The sequence below is a fragment of the Arthrobacter sp. Soil764 genome, from assembly GCF_001428075.1.
Taxonomy (GTDB): domain Bacteria; phylum Actinomycetota; class Actinomycetes; order Actinomycetales; family Micrococcaceae; genus Arthrobacter.
Genome location: NZ_LMSI01000012.1, coordinates 237,491 through 256,155, shown reverse-complemented (window position 1 = coordinate 256,155; position 18,665 = coordinate 237,491). Strand labels below are relative to the sequence as shown.

Sequence of the window (18,665 nt, the reverse complement as noted above, 5' to 3'; positions counted from 1 at the left end):
CCTGTTCTGGACTAACCCTCAGGCGTAGCTTGAAGACGGGCCCCGCAACGGCGGGACCTGTCTTCAAGGGGGCACCATGAACAGGCCCAGGCTTTCGGCATTCAGCATTCTTGGACTCAGCGGCCTGCTGGTCCTCACCGGCTGCTTCGGCCAGCCCAGCCCGGCCCCCTCCACAAGTTCCGCCGCCCCGAGCCCGACTGCCAGCAGCGCGTCCCCCAGCAGCGCCAGCCCAAGCGCGACGGCGACTCCTACTGCGTCGGCGAACCCCACCACGACGCCGGGCAGCTCAGTGGCGCCCACCACCCCGGCCGCCACGCCGCCGTCGTCCACTCCTGCAAGCCCGCCGCCCACGGAGGAACCCACGCCCACCGGACTTCCCGAGCAGGTGGCCCCGCTGACCATCTACTATGTGGCCGTCGGTGACAATGGCGTCTCCGGACCCGCCATCGGCTGCGGCGACAGCCTGGTGGCCACCACCACAGCCCCCGTCCGGTTCACGGACCAGGTGGGCCCCAGCATCGGGACCCTGCTGGCCAACAAGAGCCGCGACATAGGGCAGTCCGGGCTCATCAATGTCCTCTACCAGTCGAGCCTGACGTATCTGGGCGGCGAGCTGACCGGCAGCACCATCACCATCTGGCTCTCCGGGCAGTTCATGCTCGGCGGCGTCTGCGACGTCCCCCGGGCCAAGGCGCAGCTGGAATACACAGCCATGACGGCGTCCGGGGCCACGAGTGCACAGGTGTACGTCAACGGCCGCCCCATCGACGAAGTGCTGAGCCTTAAATAGGGGCATTGCCCCTATCGACGCCAGCCCGCCGCGTAGCACCATAACCCCATGAAGAAAGTCGTCATCGCCGGTCTCACGGCGGCAGTCCTCTCGTTTGGGTCACTCACCATGGCTCCCGCCGCCAGCGCGGCGCCGTCCACGTCCCTCGCCGGGGCGGGACAGATCCTGGTCAAAACGTACGACGGCGGCGCAGCCCCCGGCGTGCTCCACCAGTACGGTCTTTCGGCCGGCTCCGCCGTGGGCGGCACGGGCGCCCGGCTGGTCCCGGTGCCCTCCGGCCAGGAAGCCCGGCTGATCGAGGCGCTCAACCGGAACCCGTCCGTGGAGTACGCCGAGCCCGACGAACCTGCCACAGTGGCCACCAGTGACCCATACTTCCCCCGCCAGTACGCGCTGCAGAACACCGGCCAGTCCTTCACCAACACCCGCGGCGACATCACCGTGCCCGCAGGCACGGCGGACGCGGACGTCGACGCCGTCGAAGCCTGGAACACCACCACAGGCTCCGGCATCAGGGTGGCCGTCCTGGACTCGGGCGTGGCCAGCGACAACCCTGACATTGCCCCCAAAGTGGTGGCACGTGCCAACTTCAGTGACGCCGCCACCAAGGCCGGCGACCCGGTGGCGGAGGACTACTACGGCCACGGCACCCATGTGGCCGGCATCGTTGCCGCCACCGCCAACAACTCGGCAGGCGTGGCAGGAGTGTGCCCGGGCTGCACCATCCTTGCCGGGAAAGTCCTGAACGACAGCGGGGTGGGGTCCAGCTCCAGTGTTGCCAACGGCATCAACTGGGCCGTCAGCAACGGCGCCAAGGTGATCAACATGAGCATTGGGGTGCGTGCGTCGCGCACGCTCGAGGCCGCCGTCAACAACGCGTGGACCAAGGGAGTGGTGCTGGTGGCGGCCGCCGGAAACGGGGGAAACCAGACCAAGATCTACCCCGGTTCCTACCCGAACGTCATCGCGGTCGGGGCCACGGACAGCAAGGACCTCAAGGCATCCTTCTCCACTTTCGGAGCCAGCTGGGTGGACGTGGCAGCACCCGGCGTCAACGTCTACTCCACCTTCCCCAACCACGCCTTTGCCCTTGAAGTTCCGAACAACCGATCCAGAGGCTACGACGTGGGCAACGGCAGCTCCATGTCCTCAGCCATCGTGGCTGCCACGGCCGCACTCGCCTGGAGCTCCCACCCCGCCGCCACCAACGCCTCGGTGCGGGCCAACGTGGAATCCACCGCTGACAGGGTCTCCGGGACCGGCACCTACTGGGCGTACGGTCGGGTGAACGCGGCGAACGCCGTGAAGTAAAACGGCCTCATATTGGCGCCTATTGGCGCCTTGCACGGAGCCGGAGCGTGGCCGCGCTTTCATGCACATTTGTGCAGCGCGCCCTGCACTCCCGCCCGCTGCCCGTTTCGCAGGCCGCAGGCGTTGCCGGCTCGAATTAGCTACTCACCAGTAACAACAAAGTTGGCGACGTCCCCCAACCACGCCGGTAGGCGCGGCCGGGAGGCGAATTCATTCCACGCACGTTCGTGCAGGCCGAGTCACCTGGAGGTCCTTGCTCCCTAGCATTTTTAGGACCGCAGCAGGCACCTGGTTGGCACACCCGCCACCAGCACACCCGGCCGCGGCACCATTGCTGACACGCGAACAAAGAGGTTTATATGTCACTGCTTAAACGCGCCCTGTCCGTCGCCGCAGCCGCCGTCCTGGCCGGCTCGCTTTCCACGGTTCCCGCCCAGGCCGACACCTTGGACATCGCCCCGCCGGGCGCCAACGACTGGTCCTGCAAGCCTTCCGCGGAGCATCCGTACCCGGTGGTCCTCGTACCTGGAACCTTCGAAAGCATGGCGAAGAACTGGTCCACCCTGTCGCCTTACCTCAAGAGCGCCGGGTACTGCGTCTTTGCCCTCAACTACGGCGAGACCAACGGCGTCTACGCAACCGCCCCGGTGGCAGACTCCGCAAAGGAACTCGCCCCGTTTGTGGACGCCGTCCGCGCCGCCACCGGTGCGGCAAAAGTGGACCTGGTGGGCCACAGCCAGGGCGGCATGATGCCCCGCTACTACATGCACCTGCTGGGCGGCGCCAAGTACGTCCACCACCTGGTGGGCATTGCGCCCTCCAACCACGGCACCCAAGGCCTGATCGTGCCGCCGCCGGACGCCGTCCCCGATCCCGCCTACACCACCCTGGGCTGCGCGGCATGCGCGGACCAGCAGGCAGGCTCCGCCTTCATGCAGGAACTCAACGCCAAGGGCGACACCGTGACCGGCCCGTCCTACACCGTGATCTCCACCGTCTACGACGAAGTGGTGATCCCCTACAACAGCCAGTTCCTGGCGGGACCGGCCAGGCAGGTCACCAACATCACCATCCAGGACAAGTGCCCGGCCGATGTCTTCGAACACGACCAGACCCCCAACGATCCCGTAGTGCACCAGTTCGTGGCGAACGCATTAAGCCAGCCCTCCGGTCCCGCAGACCCCGGCTACCAGCCCAACTGCCTGTAGCCTCCGCCCCTGCACTCCGTGCCATGATGGGAGCCAGACAGTCCAAGGAGGTATCCGGATGGACCGCGCACCTGATGGCACGGAGGGCGGGGTGGGCCCGGGCCCGTTGCAGCACCCGATTTTTGCCCGGGCCTTTGCCAGGGCGGTGGGCGCAATGGACCGCCGCGGGGCCACCGAGCACCGGCGCCGTATCCTGGCGGGACTGAAGGGGTCCGTCGTCGAAATCGGAGCCGGTGCCGGGTCCTCCTTCCCGCTGTATCCTCCCACCGTGACCCGCGTCCTGGCACTGGAACCCGATGACTACCTCCGGGGTGTGGCAGAAGAACAGGCGGCCGCCGCCAGCGTTCCGGTAAGCGTGATAGCCGCGGCGGCAGAGGACATACCGGCAGAAACAGGCAGCGCCGACGCCGTGGTGGCCAGCCTTGTCCTCTGCAGCGTCAAGGACCAGTCCGCCGTGCTCGCCGAGATCCGCCGCGTCCTGCGCCCCGGCGGCACCCTTGCCTATTACGAGCACGTCCGGTCCCGGCACCCCGTGCTGGCGAGGGCGGAAGATGTACTGACGCCCGTGTGGGGGCGGTTCATGGGCGGATGCCACCTCAACCGGGACACCCTGGCCGCCATCACCGCAGCAGGTTTCACGGTCCAAGACAACCAGCGCTTCGGGTTCGCCGTGCAGCGGCTGAATCCTCCGCTTGCCCACATCCTGGGCACGGCCACCAGCCCCGGTCCGCCCGGCTGACGTGGACTCCCCGCCATGAAGAAGCTGGCCGTGCCGGGCGCGGACGGTGTCACCCTCAGCATCCAGGAGTCCGGGAATTCCGGCGCACCTCCTGTGCTGCTGCTCCATGCCCTGGGCGACAGCGCGGAGGACTGGGGCGCGATGGCTGCGGCCCTGGCACCGGACTTCCACGTATTCGCCGTCGATCTTCGCGGCCATGGCGGCAGCGGACGGCCCGGGCAGTATTCCTTTGAGCCCATGTGCGGCGACGTCGTGGCGGTCCTTGCCGGCCTGGACCTCCACCGCGTCACCCTGGTGGGCCACTCAATGGGCGGTGTGGTGGCTTACCTCGTCGCGCTGGCCCAACCCGGACGAATCGCCCGCCTAGTCATTGAGGACGCCCCGCCGCCATATCCGCGGACCCGGCCGTTGCCCGATCGCCCGCCAGGCGAGCTGCCCTTCGACTGGGCTGTTGTCCCCGCAATCGCGGCGCAGGTCAACGACCCCTCGCGCCGTTGGTGGGCCAGGCTCCCCGGGATTGGAGCACCAACACTGCTCATCGGCGGTGGAGCCGGCAGCCACATCCCGCAGGGGTTGCTGGCCGAGGTTGCGGAGCTTATCCCGGACTGCACGCTGGTCACACTGGATGTGGGGCACAACGTCCATGCCACCGCCCCGGACCAGTTCTTCAATGTACTTACGGAGTGGCTGGCTCAGCGGGCACTGTGAGGGCAGGACCCTGCAATCGGCGTAGATACACGCCAGTCGACTCGGCGTCGTACCCTTGCCCTAAGGTAGCGCCACAAACCAACGTGTCCGATCGGATCCGGCATGACAGACCTGAACGTCCGGGAGCGCAGTTCCCTCCAGCTGCCCATCACCGATGCGGCGGCTCTGACGGCGGAGCAAACGCTGGAGCGCCTCGGCTCGGCCCCTGAGGGGCTGTCTGGAGAAGAAGCTGCCGCGCGGCTTGCAAGCCTGGGTCCCAATGCTGTCCGCACCCACCGCGCCAACGCCTGGGCCGTGCTGGGCCGGCAGTTCGCCAGCCCCATCCTTATCCTGCTGATCGTCACCGCTGCGCTGTCGCTGTTCCTGGGGGACGCCACCAACTCGATCGTCATCGGCGTGATCCTGCTGGTCAGTGTTGGCCTCGGCTTCAGCAACGAATACCGCGCAGAGCGTGCGTCCGAGGCCCTGCATGAGCGGGTCACCCACAAGGCGGCCGTGCAGCGCGACGGGACCACCAGGGACGTGGACGTCACCGCCCTGGTGCCGGGCGACGTCGTCCATCTTTCCCTGGGCGCCATTGTCCCGGCGGACATCCGTCTGCTGACCGCGGACAACCTCCTTTGCGACGAAAGCATCCTCACGGGGGAGTCCCAGCCGGCGGCCAAGGACCCGGCGCCGGTGCCGGCGGGCGCACCCCTGGCGGACCTCGCCTCCTGCGTGTTCATGGGCACCGTGATCCAGTCCGGAGGGTGCAGCGGCGTGGTGGTGGCCACCGGCGGCCGGGCCGAGTTTGGCAGGATCGCGTTGGGCCTGGGTGAACGGCAGCCACAGACCGAGTTCCAGCTGGGCCTCAAGCGCTTCTCCTTCCTGCTGCTGCAGGTGGCCCTCGTGCTGACGTCGCTGATCTTCGTGGCCAACCTGCTGCTGCAGCGCCCCCTGCTGGAGTCATTGCTGTTTTCCCTGGCCATCGCCGTGGGCATCACGCCGCAGCTGCTGCCCGCCGTCGTCAGCACCAGCCTGGCCACCGGCACCCGCCAGCTGGCCAGGCGGAAGGTCCTGGTCAAACGGCTGGTCTGCATCGAGGACCTTGGCGACATGGACATCCTGGTCACGGACAAGACCGGCACCCTCACGGAAGGGAAGATCAGTTTCACCACTGCCCTCCCGGCTACACCGGATGTGTCCGACGGCGGCCTGCTGACCCTGGGTTTGCTGGCCACCGAGGCGGACTATGCGGGAGCGAAGGTTTCCTCCGCGGGCCAGAACCCGCTGGATGCGGCCTTGTGGGAGAGCGACGGCGCGGCGGCTTTCGAACCGGGGCGCTTTGACCGGCTGGACCTGATCCGCTTTGACCATCGGCGCCGCCGCACCTCGGCGCTGGTCCGTGACCGGGGAGGTCCGGCTCTGCTTGTGACCAAGGGTGCGCCGGAGGACGTCCTGGCCCTGTGCGGTGCCACCGCGCCGGCGGTGCAGGCGCTGCTGGATGAACAGTTCGACGCCGGCTCCCGGGTGGTTGCCGTGGCCACCCGCCCGGCCGCGGGGCTGGACAGGCTGACGCCCGCGGAGGAGCGAGACCTCACCCTGGCCGGTTTCCTCGTTTTCCTGGACCGGCCCAAGGCCAACGCCCGGCAGTCCCTGGACCTGCTGGAGGCGCTGGGGATCTCGGTGAAGATCGCCACCGGGGACAACGCCAAGGTGGCGGAGAAAGTCTGTGCCGACCTCGATGTGATCTCCGGCGGCACCCTCACCGGCGCCCAGATTGAGACGATGTCCGACGCCGACCTTGCCGCCGCCGCGCGCACGGCCACGATCTTCGCCCGCGTCTCGCCGGAACAAAAAGCCCGCATCATTGCTCTGCTACGCCTCAGTGGCGGGTCCGTGGGCTTCATGGGCGACGGCGTCAACGACGCCCTGGCACTGCACAAGGCGGACATCGGCATCTCCGTCGATACGGCCACGGACGTTGCCAAGGACGCGGCCGACGTCGTCCTTTTGGACAAGGACCTGGGCGTGCTGGCCGACGGTGTGATGGAGGGGCGGCGGATCTTCGCCAACACCATCAAGTACGTGCTGATGGGCACGTCCAGCAACTTCGGCAACATGTTCAGCGCGGCGGCAGCCTCCGTGGTGCTGAGTTTCCTGCCCATGCTGCCGGGCCAGATCCTGCTGAACAACCTGCTGTATGACTCCGGGCAGCTGGCCATTCCGGGGGACCGGGTGGACAAGGATCAGCTGCGGGCGCCGTCGCACTGGGACATCGCCTTCATCCGGCGGTTCATGCTGCTCTTCGGCCCCATCAGTTCACTGTTCGATTTCGCCACGTTCGCCCTGATGCTGTTCGTGTTCAACGCCGTCCCGGGGGAGTTCCGCGCCGGCTGGTTCATCGAATCCATCGCCACCCAGACGCTGATTATTTTCGCCATCCGCACCCGGCGCGTGCCGTTCCTCCGCAGCCGGCCCTCCGCCGGGCTGATTGCCGCATCCCTTGCCGTGGTGGCCGTGGGGATCTTCCTTCCGCTCTCGCCCTTGGCCGGGCTGCTGGGCTTCGACCCGCTGCCGGTCCCGTTCTTCCTGGCCCTGCTGGGCATGGTGGTGGTGTACCTGGTGCTGGTGGAGCTGGCCAAGCAGTGGTTCTTCGCCCGCGACGCCCAGCAGCTGCCGGCCCCGCCGCCGCCCGTCCGGCCCCGGCACGCCACACACCACATCGCCCGCAGGGCCTTCAGGTTCAGCATCCCGGTCAAGGTGCAGCGGACTCCGATGCAGCCCCGGAGCCGGCGCCGGGCACGGCTGCGGGGGCAGGAGGCAGCCAGGACGTAACTTATCAGCCGCTGGGTCGCCGGGGTTGTTAGCATGGTGGTGAGAGACACTGGGGGCTGTCACCAATCGGATCCAGGGCGATGGGGCCCTGTTCTATGACTGAGGTGTTTTCTTTATGTGGCGTGAACCAATCCGGCGACGAACCAGGGAGCTTCTGCGTGAGTTCGTGGACCGGGCAGATGAGCTGGTCCGGACCCAGGAACACGTGGAGGGCCTGCTCGGTGCCGTCGTCTCCCTGACGGAAGACCTCAGCCTCGAAGTGGTGCTGGACCGGGTGGTGCAGTCGGCGTGCGAACTCGTGGGTGCGCGGTACGGCGCCCTGGGCGTCATCGGCGATGACCAACAGCTCAGCCACTTCATCACTGTCGGCGTTGACGAAGAAGGTGCCAGGCTCATCGGCGACCTTCCCACCGGCCACGGCGTGCTGGGGCACCTGATCCGCCAGCCCAGCCCGGTGCGCCTCCATGACCTCGGCGAACACCCCATAGCGGTGGGCTTCCCACCGGAGCACCCGCCCATGAAGACCTTCCTGGGCGTCCCGGTCCGCGTCCGGGACGAAGTCTTCGGAAACCTGTACCTGACGGAAAAAACCGACGGCCAGGACTTCACGGCCGAGGACGAAGACCTCGCCGTTGCCCTCGCCTCTGCCGCCGGTGTGGCAATCCAGAACGCACGGTTGTTCGAGGACAGCAAGAGCCGCCAGCGGTGGCTGGAAGCGGGCATGGACGTCAGCGACCGGCTCAAGGCCAACCCGCGGTCCGACACGAACAACCTGGACATGATCGCTGAGCGTGCACTGCACGCCTCGGCCTCGGCGTTGTCCGTCATCGCGTCAGTTGCCGGAGACGGGACTTTACGGTGCCGGACCTCCCTGGGAGTGCAGTCCATACCCGCGGGGCAGGAGCTTCCGGTGGGCGAGGCCGTAACCGAGGTGCTGGCAACGGGGGAGTCCAGGATCGTTAAGGACCCGGTCCAGGTGTTTGACGGTGCGTCCGCCGAAAAGCTCGGACCGGTCCTGCTCGCTGCGCTGGGCAACAACATCGACGGGCACCGGGACACCGTGTTGATCCTGGCGCGTCCGTCCAGCGGAAGCCGCTACACAGATGTTGATCTTGAACAGAGCGCTGTCTTCGCCTCCCGGATCGGCCTGACCCTTGACCTGCTGCGGGCCAACCAGTTGCGGGAAGAGCACGCGCTGTTCATCGACCGCGAACGCATCGCAAGGGACCTGCACGACCTGGTGATCCAGCGGCTGTTCGCGGCCGGGCTGAGCATCCAGGGGCTGCGCCGCTACACCGGGGACCCCCTCGCGCACGAGCGCCGTGTCGCCGGAATCACGACAGAACTGGACGACTGCATCCACCAGCTCCGCGACACCATCTACGCCCTGCAGGCCCGGGAACAGGACGGGGAGCTCCTGAGCGGCCGCGTCCTGCGCGCCGTCCAGGAAGCTGCCAACGCGGCCGGAGTCCTCCCGAGGATCCAGCTCTCGGGCCCCGTCGATGACGTCGTGGGCGACGAGGTGGCCGAAGAGTTGCTGCCGGTGCTGTCCGAAAGCGTCAGCAACGCCGTCAGGCATTCGGGCTGCGAGGAGATCTATGTCCACCTCTCCGTGCAGGAGGGCCACGTGGTGCTCACCGTCCGCGATCACGGGCGGGGCTTTACGAATCCCGGCCGGATCAGCGGACTAAACAACATGAAGACCCGGGCCTCCCGGGTGGGCGGGACCTGCATTATTGACAGCGCACCCGGCAAAGGCACCAGCGTGACCTGGACTGCGCCCCTCCCTGAATGAAGGAAGCGCCCGGCCAGGCGGGGATCAGTGCAGCAGTTCCCACGCGCGCGGGATGGGCACCGGAACCAGCTGGCTGCGGCGCCGGAAGCCCAGCTTCTGCAGCACTGAGGATACGCAGGCAGCCACCGCCTCATCGGGCAGCACCAGTTCCTGCCCGATCTGCCGGTTGGTCAGGCCGCGGGCCATGAAAGCAAGGACGTTCCGCTCCCTCTCCGTCAGGCTGTCCAGCCAGGACGCGGAGGAAGCTGCGTAAAGGCTTTCCGCGATCCTCTCCCTCACCCCCGGCCGCAGCAGTGAACTGCCGGCGGCGGCGCTGCGGATGGCGTCCACCAGTTGGTTATTGTCCCGCACCTGCTTCAGCACATATCCAGAGGCGCCCGCCAGAACGGCTGCCCGCACGGCATGCGGTTCATCCCAACTTGTCAGGATCAGGCATCGGACTCCGGGGGCGGTGGCGCGGAGCCCGCGGCAGACCTCGATCCCGGTCCCGTCCGGGAGCCTGTCGTCCAACACCGCGAGGTCAGGTTCCAGAAGGGGAATCAGGCGCTCAGCCTCTGCCGCCGATCCGCTTTCACCGGCGATGGCGAACCCATCGTTTTCGAGCAGGTCCCTCAGTCCCCGCCGCACCGGTTCATGGTCGTTGAGGATGAAGATTCGGGCGGTCCATGCCGGAGACCGACGTGAATCCGAGGGTGCTGCAGGTATTTCCATGAAGACGCTCTCATCGGGTCGATGGCCTCCCCAGCCGCCTTGTCAGCGCGCCCGCCCCGTTCGGAAGGATCCTCAAATGATCATTTCGTGTCCGCTACTTTAGCAGCAGTGCCAAAGGTCCGGTCGTGCCGTTTATCAGGTGTAATCAGGGACCGCCGTTGCCGGAAGCGCCCGGAATCCGGCGGAGGAAAGCCTCCACCGAATGAAGGATGAGGGCTGCGTCCTTGAAGGCCGGGCTGCCATGCGGGTGCAGCCGGTCCAGCAGGCCGCTGTTGTACTGGAGGCGGCGGAGGGCCGTGGACACCGCACGGCTGGCATAGGCCAGGTCTCCCTGGTGGCGGAGCAGTGCCAGGGTCATGCCCTGGATGGACGTCAGTGCGACAGCAAGGACGTTTGCGTCCATCTGCCTACCCGCCGCGGCCCGGTGCCGGCGCAACTGCAGTGCAAAGCCGTCCCACACCTCGCGCGCCGCGATGCGTGCCACTTCCGTACGGGCTTCATTGTCCGGCAAGCCGCGGCACACCAGGTCCTCATGAAGGCACTCGAACCTGCTGCTGAGTTCCTCGGCCATACCGCCGGCGTCGGTGCCGGGTGATGTCGAAGGCTTGAAGTTGGAAGGATGAAGGAGCATCGCGCGTCGGCGCGCCGCTTCTTCGCGTGATAGCCGGGCGTGTTCCTGTAATGATGGTCGGGCGGGACGGAGCGTGCGGATGCCAGGCATGCCGGTCCTTTCAAAGTGCAGCCAGGTGGCAGGGCGCGCCTGGATGCGCAAGGTGCAAATATGTGGCGGGTGCATTGGGGAGGGGGACGCGGGAAAGCCACTCCGGCCTCGCAAACTTGAGGACCCGGATGGCGCCTTTACAAGGATGCCAAGCTGACCGCGCCCGGTTATAGGGCTGAAAGTCCCAACCTCGGAACGGGCAGGGGAAGGGGCATCGTTCCATGCTGACGGCCGGGGCTTTGGGCCCTGTTTCCCATGTGTGCCCGCCCGTAGCGTGGGGTTAAGCAGCCCGCGCATGTTGGCTGCCGGAACCGGAGGCACACGGTGAAATCAGCGAACGCAAGCATCATTGCAGGCATAGTCCTCATTGGGCTGGGTGGGCTTTTGCTGCTGGACCGGATCGGTGTCATGGACAGTGCCGCCATTGTTGCGCCGCTGATCTTCGCGGCCATTGGAGTTCTGTTCCTTTCCCTGTTCGTCCGGCGGCGGGAAAACTGGTGGGCGGCCATCCCCGGATCCGTGTTCCTGGGCCTGGCAGCCGTCATCACCGCCACACAGCTCACAGGCGGAGCCTGGGGCGCAGCCTTCCTGTTCCTCTTCATGGGGGCCGGCTTCGCCGCGGTGTTCGTGCGGGAACGCACCAACTGGTGGGCACTGATCCCGTCCGGTGTCATGCTCACGCTGGCGGTCATTGTGGCCCTACCGCAGGAACTACAGGGTATGCCCACCGCCGCCTTCCTCTTCCTGGGCCTGGCCGCCACCTTTGGCGTGCTTTCCCTGGTCCCGGTCCACGCCGCCGGGCACACCGGCGATCAGGCAGAGGAAAGGATGAAGTGGCCGCTGATCCCGGCCGCGGTCCTCACGGTCATGGGGCTGATCTTTGCCTTTCAGGCAACGGTGGTGTTCATTTCCCTGGACTTCGCCTTCCCGGCCATCATGATCCTGGCCGGCATCACCCTGATGGTCTACGCCTACGTCGCCCACCGCGACGGACGGCAAAAGACGCACCGCACCGGTCCGCGGGCCGGCTGAGTCTCCGGCTTACTGTCCTTTGCGGGAAGGGCGCAGCAGCGTGGCCCACAGGTGCCGGAACATCCCGGCGAAGGTAACCAGGAATGCCGCAAGCGCCAGCCACAGCTCCGCACGCCCGATGGCTGCCACCAGGGGCAGTTCATCCGCGCGGCCAAGATAAATCCCGGCCACCGCGTACATGCCCAGGGGGAAGATCACGCTCCACAGGCCCGGCTCGTAGGACAACGGAACCCGGTGGACCACGTGCCGCCACCAGCCGGCGGCGAGGAGCACCGGGAACAGCCACGAGGCGAAGGACCAGAACACCACGGAGGAGCCGGCCACCAGCCCGCGTGTCGCATCCACCATGGGGGCTCCGGCCATCTCCACGATCCGCGCCCCCGCCAGGACGCTGATGGCCATGGCGCCCATGGCCACGAAGTACTGCGGGCGCAGATCCTCCGGCCGGATGGGGTACGTCATGAGCCGGAGCGAGACGAAGATCCCCACGGCGGCATACAGGATGAGCCCCACCGACCAGGCAACGACGGCGACGAGCGCCAGGGCCGCGCGCCACTCCGGGGCGGCGAGGGGCTCGATGGAGGCCGCCGCGACAGCCACGGACTGGCTGGCCACACACCAGATGAACCATGAGCCGTTGGCATCCTTAACCACGGGGCGCTCGGACCGGCCGAGCACCGCGGTCCATGGCACGACGTAGCCGAGCACCACCCAGGCAAGCACCGCCACTGACAGGAGGACCGCCGTCGTGCCCTGCCACCCCGCCATGCCAAGCCGCGTCCCCAGCACGTTTGTTCCGGCGATGAAGGTGAAGAATCCGAACGCCCGGCCGGGGTCGAGGAAGTCACCGCGCATGTAGTCGGCGAATCTGGCCAGGCGGAGCAGGCTGAGCGCAAGGATCACCACGTAGGAGAGCGCGCACACCACCAGCAGCGCCATTGAAACGGGGTGGAATCCTTCGAGCTCAAGCCCCACTGAGATGATCCCGCTGGCCATGGTGAGGGCGAAGTAGCCGGGGGTCAGCGTCCGCACCGCCTGGTTCGCGCGGGAGGCGAAGGAGTGCCGGGCGTCAGTGGCCGTGTCCATGCCCCCAGCTTAGGCTGGAGGATCCTGCACGCCAGTGTCCGCGAGGTGGCACTTCGCAGCAGTCCCGGGGCATTGCCGTCATATGCCATCTCGCGGGGGAATTGCTCAAGTTTTTCAGCCGGCCTCGGCCCGTGCCCAGTGCTCCCTGAGCAGCGCGGCAACCCGTTGCGGCTCAATCCGGTGCGGGGGATCGAAATGGTGGCGGTCGGGAAACACCTCAAGCCGGAAGTCGGGGAAGACCTGGCCCAGCCGCCTGGCGTTGTCAGCGTAGTCATCCGGGTTGCTTTTGCCGCCCAGGATGAACAGCACCGGCCGGTCGAAGCCGGCCAGGCGGTCCCGGTCCAGGTTGTATGACTTGAACGTCCTGATGAACGCAGCGATCCCTGCCGGCCGCTTGGCCATCCATGGCGGTGGCGGGCCGGGCGGCGGAGGCGGCAGGACGACGTCGTCCCTGACGCCCAGCCGCATGAAGGCGGTGATGAACTCTTCCGGCGGAAGTCCGTCCAACTGGTCATACTTCTTCCACAGCTCCCTGTGCCCCGGGCTCCAGTCCCACGTGCCCGCCCATGCGGGCTCAAGCAGTGCCAGGCTGCGGAGCCGTTCCGGATGCGATGCCGTCAGGGCCAGGGTGGCTGAACCGCCGCCGGAGTACCCCACCAGATGGAACGTATCCCAGCCGCGCCGGTCGGCCTCGCGGAGCACACCGTCCGCTTCCGTATCCAGGCTCCAGTCCGGCGGCGGTGCATCCACGGCATAGAACTCAAGGTCCTTGGCGGTGGCCTCCACCCCGGGTCCCAGTTCCTCCAGCAGGCCGCCGTAGGCAGGGTCGGCGGGAAGGACGCTCCCGGGCAGCAGGATCACGCGAACCGGTTCCATCACAATCACTCCCTTGGTGGGGGTCAGCTCCGCGCTGCCAAATGCTCCGTCACGTACTCGGCGTCCGGGCCCACGCCCACCAGGGTGGCGGAGATGTGCCGGGTGAGCCAAGGGAGCCCGACGGCGTACAGGCCCGGGTGCTCCGTCACGCCTTTCACATGGCGGGGGTAGTTCCACTCATCCAGGAGGGGCAGGTCCAGGATGCTGAAGTCCAGCGCGTAGCCAGTGCACCAGATGACGGAGGTAATCCCTTCGGCCGCAACGTCCAGGCGGGCGCCGGACTCTGCCGGCAGCCAGTGGTCCGCCTCCGGTTCCTCAGCTTCGGGGGCGTCGATCCCGGCTGCCCGGATGTAGGCGTCTGCCAACATTTTGAGCCGCTGCCTGAACCCCGCCTCCACCAGCCCAAAGCGCTGGGGGAGGTCATCCGTGAAGACCAGGTCGTCGTCGTGCAATCCCTCAAACCGGCCATGCAGCCGGACGCCACGCCGGCCCAGCCCGCGCAGGTGCACACTGTGGCCGCCGCCGTTGCCGGACAGCAGCGGGTTGCATATGAAGCGTCCAGCGGGGGAGGGTAACTGGTCCACCAGCAGCGCATTGATCCCGTAGCCGGGGCCGTGGACGTTCACTTCCATGATCCAGTGGAAGATGTCCTGGCCCCGGTACCGCCGCGGCGCTTCGGGGCAACTGGACACAGACAGGTGCACGGTGCGCCCCGCGTCGAGCAGGTCCTCGGTGATCTGGCCGCCGGATTGTCCGGTCCCCACCACCAGCACTGCGCCCTCCGGCAGCTGCCCGGGATTGCGGTACTCATGGCTGTGCAGCTGCAGGATCCCGGGGGAGAGGCCGGCGGCGGCAGGCGGGATCCGCGGGCGCTGGAACGCCCCGCTGGCCAGCACCACGTTCCGGGCGGCCCACGTGCCCCGGCCCGTTTCGAGCGTGAACCCGGTCCCGGCCGGGGCGATCCGGGTGACCTCCGTGTCCAGTTCCACCGGGGCGTTGATGTCCTCCGCGTAACTGCGGAAGAAGTCGATGGTGGCGTCGCGGGGAATGAATCCGTCCGGGTCCGGCCCGTCATAGTCAGTACCCGGCAGGGCCAGTGAAAAGTTGGGGGTGTTCAGATAGAAGGAGTCCCACCGGTCCTGCCAGGCGCCGCCCAACGCGGGCCGCCGCTCCAGGAGCCGGTGCTCCACGCCGCGCTGCGCCAGCCAGTAGCTGGTGGCCAGGCCGGCCTGCCCGGCACCCACCACCACGGTGTTGGTCTCGTTACGGGAAACCGCGGGGGCGGACATGGCTACTTCGCCGCCGCCCGGGAAGTCCTGGCGGCCCTTGCTTGGGGTTCTTTGGGCTCCTTGGGCGGCAGGGACGCAATGTAACCCAAGGCCTTTTCGGCCCATGCCCGCGCCCGGGTGTCGTCGCCGTCGCCCTCTTCGTTCCAGACCTCCGGCAGCCCGGTGTATCCGCCCATGGGCCGCTCCGCCGGCCCGAACGGCACGGTCCGCTCGGATGACTCCAGCATCTCCTTGTCCTCGGGGGAGAGCTTCACGCCGATGGTGGAGCCGAACAGCCCGGCGAACATGTTGCCGTTGATGAATGCGCCGAGGTTGCCGAACATCGGCTTCACCACCACCCCCGGATGGTCAGGGACCACGCGCCTGAACCGCTCTTTGTCTTCCTCGGTTGCCTTGGGCATCTCCATGGCTTCATCTCCCGGTGGTGGGTTGTTTCCGCAGGATCTGGATGCAGGATATGCCTATTCGCAGGCGCGGTCGAGGGTCCGTGGACCCCATGGTGCAGGCGAGAAAAATCCCGGGCTGAGCAGGTCAAACTTCCCTGCGGAGTGCTATATATAGCTCAAGGCAACTATTTTCTGGCTGCCCTGCCAGGTCGCATGGATCCGGGAGTTTCCGGGGGCTGGAGGCAACGGTGCTGAACACGCCCGACTCCGTCCCGGCCGCACAAATTACCGCCCGGCCCGCCGCCTTCCGCGCCCGCCCCGCCGCCAGGCCCGCGCTCGTGGCCCTCGCCGCGCTCGCCCTCCTGACGGGCTGCAGCGGCGGCATTGCCCAGTCGGTGTCCACGGCCGTGAAGGACAGTTCCTCTGCCGTGGCCACCGCACGGATCGCCCTCCGCCAGGACATGGACGGCAAGCTCACCAAAGCCGCCACCGACACCAGCCTGGAGGACGGCCTCAAGGAGGTCGAGGCAGGCAGGAGCAGTGTCCTGAAGCTCTCGCCGGCAACACAGGAGGAGCGCGTTGCGCAGAAGCAGGCACTGGACGTGCTGGACCAGTGCGCCGCTGGTTTCGCCACGGCACGCGCCGCGCTGGCAGCCAACGACGGCGGCAGCCCCTCCCTCCCGGACGGTGACAAGGCGCTCGCGGACGCGCAGGACGCCCTGAAGCAGCTCGAAGGCGCGGTGGGGTCCCGGTGAAGCGGCTCCTCGGCGTCGCGCTCGGGGTCCTCACCGCCATCGGCGGGTTCGTGGACATCGGGGATTTGGTGACCAACGCCGTGGTCGGTTCCCGGTTCGGCCTGTCAATGGTGTGGGTGGTGGCCGTCGGCGTGGTGGGCATCTGCCTGTTCGCCAACATGTCCGGACGGGTGGCGGCGGCATCGGGGCGGGCCACCTTCGAAGTGATCCGCGAACGCCTCGGCGCGCGGGCAGGCCTGGCCAACCTCTCGGCGTCCTTCCTGATCAACCTGATGACCGTCACCGCGGAAATCGGCGGGGTGGCGCTGGCCCTGCAGCTCGCCAGCAGCGTGTACTACCTGCTGTGGATCCCCGTGGCGGCGCTGGCCGTGTGGCTGGTCATCTGGCGCGTCAGGTTCACCATCATGGAAAACGTCGCGGGCCTGCTGGGGCTGACGCTGATTGTCTTTGCGGTGGCGTTGTTCCTCCTCAAACCTGACTGGGGAGCGCTGGCCGGACAGCTGGCGCCCTCCGTGCCGGAGCAGGAAACAGTGTGGACCTACAGCTACTACGCCATCGCCCTGTTCGGCGCCGCCATGACCCCCTACGAGGTCTTCTTCTTCTCCTCCGGCGCCGTGGAGGAAGGCTGGACCGTGAAGGACCTGCTGCAGGAACGCATCAACGTCCTGGTCGGTTTTCCGCTGGGCGGCCTGCTGTCCGTGGCCATCGCCGCGTGCGCCGCCGTCGTGCTCCTGCCGGCCGGTATTTCGGTGACGTCGCTGTCCCAGGTGATCCTGCCCGTGGCGGAAGGTGCCGGGAAGCTGGGGCTCGCGTTCGTGCTGGTGGGCATCGTGGCCGCAACCTTCGGCGCCGCCCTGGAAACCACCCTCTCGTCCGGTTACACCCTGGCCCAGTTCTTCGGCTGGTCATGGGGGAAGTTCCGCCGCCCGGCGGAGGCCGCGCGCTTCCACGTGGCCATGATTGTCTGCCTCCTGATCGGGATGGCGGTCCTGGCCACCGGCGTGGACCCGGTGCAGGTGACCGAATACTCCGTGGTGTTCTCCGCCATTGCCCTGCCGCTGACGTACCTGCCCGTCCTCATCGTGGCCAATGATCCCCAGTACATGCACGAGCATGTGAACGGCCGTGTGGTGAACGTGCTGGGAATGGTGTACCTGGTGATTATCCTGGTGGCCTCCCTTGCCGCCATTCCGCTCATGATCGTGACAGGAGCCGGCTCATGACCTCCCCGTCCGGTCCGCTGCCGCCGGTCCCGCGCGTGGCCGGCCGCATCCTGGACGCGCAGCTGCACCTCATGGACCGGCAGGTTTTGGACCACGACGGCGTCCCGGTCACCACCGTGGACGACCTCGAGGTGAGCGGGCCTGCTTTGGACGTGGAGATCCCGCCGGGGACGGCGCCACCGGTCATCACGGCCCTGCTGACCGGGGCGGTGCTGGGCACGCGGATCTTTGGCGGCAGGCCGCCGTCGTCCAGGCTGATCCGGATCCCGTGGAAGGACGTGGCGGAGGTGGAAGTGGTGGTTCGGCTGGGCGTGAGCGGCGAACCGCTGGATGCCAGCTGGGTGGAACGGTGGGTCCGGGACAAGATCATCGCGCGGATACCGGGAGGCCGCCATGATCCTCGGTGACCTGCTGGGCACTCCGGTCCATGACCCCGACGGCGGATGGCTGGGCCGCGTTGCCGACGCCCGGTTCGTGCTGGACGGGCCTCCGCACCAGTTGATGGCGGAGCCGCGGCTGCTGGGGCTGGTGGTCAGCCCGCACAGCGTTGCATCGTTCCTGGGGTACGAGCGCAATGGCCTCACCCACCCGTGGCTGCTGGCCCGGATACTGCGGTGGCGGCACCGCGGCTCGTTCCTGGTGCTGTGGGAGGACATCGCGATGGTGGGCCCCCGCTCGGTCCGGCTCCGCCCCGGGTTCACACGGTACAGCACGGCGCTCGAGGATCGCCGGCAGGTTTAGTGCCGGTGAACAGGGGCGGAATTAGGTGTGGGGCGAATGTCCTGTAGTGTTGATCCTGTTGTTGTGTTTATGCAGTTGGTAGTTCAGGCAGTACGCGCGGTCGAAAGTCCGTGTTCTTCTGAAGTAGCGGTTTTTGAACACCCCACGCCGGAGGGCCCGAAAGTCGGGATTTTCCCCTCCACCTTCACGAAGGACAAAAATAATGGCTACTGGTACCGTCAAATGGTTTAACGCTGAAAAGGGCTTCGGCTTCATCTCCCCGGACGACTCCTCACAGGACGTTTTCGCGCACTACTCCGCGATCAACTCCTCCGGCTTCCGCTCCCTCGAAGAGAACCAGAAGGTTTCCTTCGACACCGAGCAGGGCCCCAAGGGTCCCCAGGCCACCAACATCCAGGCTCTCTAATTTCCTAGAGTTCCGGGACCGTTAGGTTTCCAAGCAGGGCTTGCCGTTCATCGGCAGGCCCTGCTTTTGTT

Annotated in this window: 20 protein-coding genes; 13 read left to right on the top strand and 7 right to left on the bottom strand. The window is 67.3% G+C overall.

Translation table 11 applies throughout. From position 1 onward, the window contains the following. Positions 1–63: 63 nt before the first annotated feature. On the bottom strand, positions 64–369 hold the full coding sequence (locus ASG86_RS08755) for a hypothetical protein (RefSeq protein WP_056332594.1): 306 nt from the start codon (positions 367–369) through the stop codon (positions 64–66). A 16-nt stretch (positions 370–385) separates the two neighbouring features. On the opposite strand from ASG86_RS08755, the gene ASG86_RS08750 reads away from it, so the two are divergent. The 7 genes from ASG86_RS08750 to ASG86_RS08720 all read left to right on the top strand — a co-directional run bounded on the left by ASG86_RS08750 (position 386) and on the right by ASG86_RS08720 (position 9,368). Further along, positions 386–790, top strand: coding sequence for a GerMN domain-containing protein (locus ASG86_RS08750; protein WP_056332591.1), 405 nt, complete (start codon positions 386–388; stop codon positions 788–790). A 48-nt stretch (positions 791–838) separates the two neighbouring features. After that, positions 839–2,101 (top strand): S8 family serine peptidase, encoded by a 1,263-nt coding sequence (locus ASG86_RS08745; RefSeq protein ID WP_056332588.1) that lies wholly within the window; start codon positions 839–841, stop codon positions 2,099–2,101. A gap of 359 nt (positions 2,102–2,460) precedes the next feature. Continuing rightward, a complete protein-coding gene (locus tag ASG86_RS08740; RefSeq protein ID WP_056332585.1) occupies positions 2,461–3,309 on the top strand; it encodes an esterase/lipase family protein in 849 nt (282 codons plus the stop codon). Positions 3,310–3,367: 58 nt separating this feature from the next. Continuing rightward, a complete protein-coding gene (locus tag ASG86_RS08735) occupies positions 3,368–4,048 on the top strand; it encodes a class I SAM-dependent methyltransferase (protein WP_056332581.1) in 681 nt (226 codons plus the stop codon). Positions 4,049–4,063: 15 nt separating this feature from the next. Then, complete coding sequence (locus ASG86_RS08730) at positions 4,064–4,756, top strand: alpha/beta fold hydrolase (RefSeq protein ID WP_056332578.1); 693 nt, start codon at positions 4,064–4,066, stop codon at positions 4,754–4,756. 102 nt (positions 4,757–4,858) lie between these two features. Then, a complete protein-coding gene (mgtA, locus tag ASG86_RS08725; RefSeq protein ID WP_056332575.1) occupies positions 4,859–7,573 on the top strand; it encodes a magnesium-translocating P-type ATPase in 2,715 nt (904 codons plus the stop codon). 115 nt (positions 7,574–7,688) lie between these two features. After that, positions 7,689–9,368, top strand: coding sequence for a GAF domain-containing sensor histidine kinase (locus tag ASG86_RS08720; RefSeq protein ID WP_056332572.1), 1,680 nt, complete (start codon positions 7,689–7,691; stop codon positions 9,366–9,368). A gap of 24 nt (positions 9,369–9,392) precedes the next feature. Here ASG86_RS08720 and ASG86_RS08715 read toward each other — a convergent pair whose 3' ends face one another. After that, the gene (locus ASG86_RS08715; protein WP_056332569.1) at positions 9,393–10,079 is read right to left on the bottom strand and encodes a response regulator; all 687 of its coding nucleotides are present in this window, start codon (positions 10,077–10,079) and stop codon (positions 9,393–9,395) included. 145 nt (positions 10,080–10,224) lie between these two features. Beyond that, on the bottom strand, positions 10,225–10,710 hold the full coding sequence (locus ASG86_RS08710) for a hypothetical protein (protein WP_235565140.1): 486 nt from the start codon (positions 10,708–10,710) through the stop codon (positions 10,225–10,227). A gap of 414 nt (positions 10,711–11,124) precedes the next feature. Between ASG86_RS08710 and ASG86_RS08705 the strand changes: the two genes are divergently transcribed. Beyond that, positions 11,125–11,832 (top strand): hypothetical protein, encoded by a 708-nt coding sequence (locus ASG86_RS08705; protein ID WP_056332564.1) that lies wholly within the window; start codon positions 11,125–11,127, stop codon positions 11,830–11,832. A gap of 9 nt (positions 11,833–11,841) precedes the next feature. On the opposite strand, the gene ASG86_RS08700 is transcribed toward ASG86_RS08705, so the two are convergent. The 4 genes from ASG86_RS08700 to ASG86_RS08685 all read right to left on the bottom strand — a co-directional run bounded on the left by ASG86_RS08700 (position 11,842) and on the right by ASG86_RS08685 (position 15,490). Then, the gene (locus ASG86_RS08700) at positions 11,842–12,918 is read right to left on the bottom strand and encodes a tellurite resistance/C4-dicarboxylate transporter family protein (RefSeq protein WP_056332561.1); all 1,077 of its coding nucleotides are present in this window, start codon (positions 12,916–12,918) and stop codon (positions 11,842–11,844) included. A gap of 114 nt (positions 12,919–13,032) precedes the next feature. After that, a complete protein-coding gene (locus tag ASG86_RS08695) occupies positions 13,033–13,794 on the bottom strand; it encodes an alpha/beta fold hydrolase (protein WP_056332559.1) in 762 nt (253 codons plus the stop codon). A gap of 23 nt (positions 13,795–13,817) precedes the next feature. Further along, positions 13,818–15,083, bottom strand: coding sequence for a flavin-containing monooxygenase (locus ASG86_RS08690; protein ID WP_056332556.1), 1,266 nt, complete (start codon positions 15,081–15,083; stop codon positions 13,818–13,820). A gap of 2 nt (positions 15,084–15,085) precedes the next feature. Next, positions 15,086–15,490: a TfoX/Sxy family protein gene (locus tag ASG86_RS08685; protein ID WP_056332553.1), complete on the bottom strand. Its 405-nt coding sequence runs from the start codon at positions 15,488–15,490 to the stop codon at positions 15,086–15,088. Positions 15,491–15,717: 227 nt separating this feature from the next. Here ASG86_RS08685 and ASG86_RS08680 point away from each other — a divergent pair, with 227 nt between their 5' ends. From ASG86_RS08680 to ASG86_RS08660, 5 genes are all read left to right on the top strand, one after another. Continuing rightward, entirely contained in the window at positions 15,718–16,224 is a 507-nt protein-coding gene (locus ASG86_RS08680; RefSeq protein ID WP_056332550.1) for a hypothetical protein, read from the top strand. Further along, positions 16,221–17,447: an Nramp family divalent metal transporter gene (locus ASG86_RS08675; RefSeq protein WP_056332547.1), complete on the top strand. Its 1,227-nt coding sequence runs from the start codon at positions 16,221–16,223 to the stop codon at positions 17,445–17,447. The genes ASG86_RS08680 and ASG86_RS08675 overlap by 4 nt, the downstream gene beginning before the upstream one ends. After that, positions 17,444–17,854, top strand: coding sequence for a hypothetical protein (locus ASG86_RS08670; protein WP_056332546.1), 411 nt, complete (start codon positions 17,444–17,446; stop codon positions 17,852–17,854). The genes ASG86_RS08675 and ASG86_RS08670 overlap by 4 nt, the downstream gene beginning before the upstream one ends. Continuing rightward, positions 17,841–18,188 (top strand): hypothetical protein, encoded by a 348-nt coding sequence (locus ASG86_RS08665; protein ID WP_056332545.1) that lies wholly within the window; start codon positions 17,841–17,843, stop codon positions 18,186–18,188. The genes ASG86_RS08670 and ASG86_RS08665 overlap by 14 nt, the downstream gene beginning before the upstream one ends. Positions 18,189–18,390: 202 nt before the next feature. Then, positions 18,391–18,594, top strand: a complete 204-nt coding sequence (locus tag ASG86_RS08660) for a cold-shock protein (protein WP_015936345.1) — start codon at positions 18,391–18,393, stop codon at positions 18,592–18,594. The last annotated feature ends 71 nt before the right edge of the window (positions 18,595–18,665 follow it).

Bases quoted from the DNA above. Each gene is read 5' to 3' on its own strand.
- ASG86_RS08735 (WP_056332581.1), top strand. From the start codon at position 3,368: ATGGACCGCGCACCTGATGGCACGGAGGGCGGGGTGGGCCCGGGCCCG.
- ASG86_RS08745 (WP_056332588.1), top strand. From the start codon at position 839: ATGAAGAAAGTCGTCATCGCCGGTCTCACGGCGGCAGTCCTCTCGTTT.
- ASG86_RS08685 (WP_056332553.1), bottom strand. From the start codon at position 15,490: ATGGAGATGCCCAAGGCAACCGAGGAAGACAAAGAGCGGTTCAGGCGC.
- ASG86_RS08660 (WP_015936345.1), top strand. From the start codon at position 18,391: ATGGCTACTGGTACCGTCAAATGGTTTAACGCTGAAAAGGGCTTCGGC.
- mgtA (WP_056332575.1), top strand. From the start codon at position 4,859: ATGACAGACCTGAACGTCCGGGAGCGCAGTTCCCTCCAGCTGCCCATC.
- ASG86_RS08665 (WP_056332545.1), top strand. From the start codon at position 17,841: ATGATCCTCGGTGACCTGCTGGGCACTCCGGTCCATGACCCCGACGGC.
- ASG86_RS08715 (WP_056332569.1), bottom strand. From the start codon at position 10,079: ATGGAAATACCTGCAGCACCCTCGGATTCACGTCGGTCTCCGGCATGG.
- ASG86_RS08730 (WP_056332578.1), top strand. From the start codon at position 4,064: ATGAAGAAGCTGGCCGTGCCGGGCGCGGACGGTGTCACCCTCAGCATC.
- ASG86_RS08720 (WP_056332572.1), top strand. From the start codon at position 7,689: ATGTGGCGTGAACCAATCCGGCGACGAACCAGGGAGCTTCTGCGTGAG.
- ASG86_RS08670 (WP_056332546.1), top strand. From the start codon at position 17,444: ATGACCTCCCCGTCCGGTCCGCTGCCGCCGGTCCCGCGCGTGGCCGGC.
- ASG86_RS08695 (WP_056332559.1), bottom strand. From the start codon at position 13,794: ATGGAACCGGTTCGCGTGATCCTGCTGCCCGGGAGCGTCCTTCCCGCC.
- ASG86_RS08690 (WP_056332556.1), bottom strand. From the start codon at position 15,083: ATGTCCGCCCCCGCGGTTTCCCGTAACGAGACCAACACCGTGGTGGTG.
- ASG86_RS08700 (WP_056332561.1), bottom strand. From the start codon at position 12,918: ATGGACACGGCCACTGACGCCCGGCACTCCTTCGCCTCCCGCGCGAAC.
- ASG86_RS08740 (WP_056332585.1), top strand. From the start codon at position 2,461: ATGTCACTGCTTAAACGCGCCCTGTCCGTCGCCGCAGCCGCCGTCCTG.
- ASG86_RS08710 (WP_235565140.1), bottom strand. From the start codon at position 10,710: ATGCTCCTTCATCCTTCCAACTTCAAGCCTTCGACATCACCCGGCACC.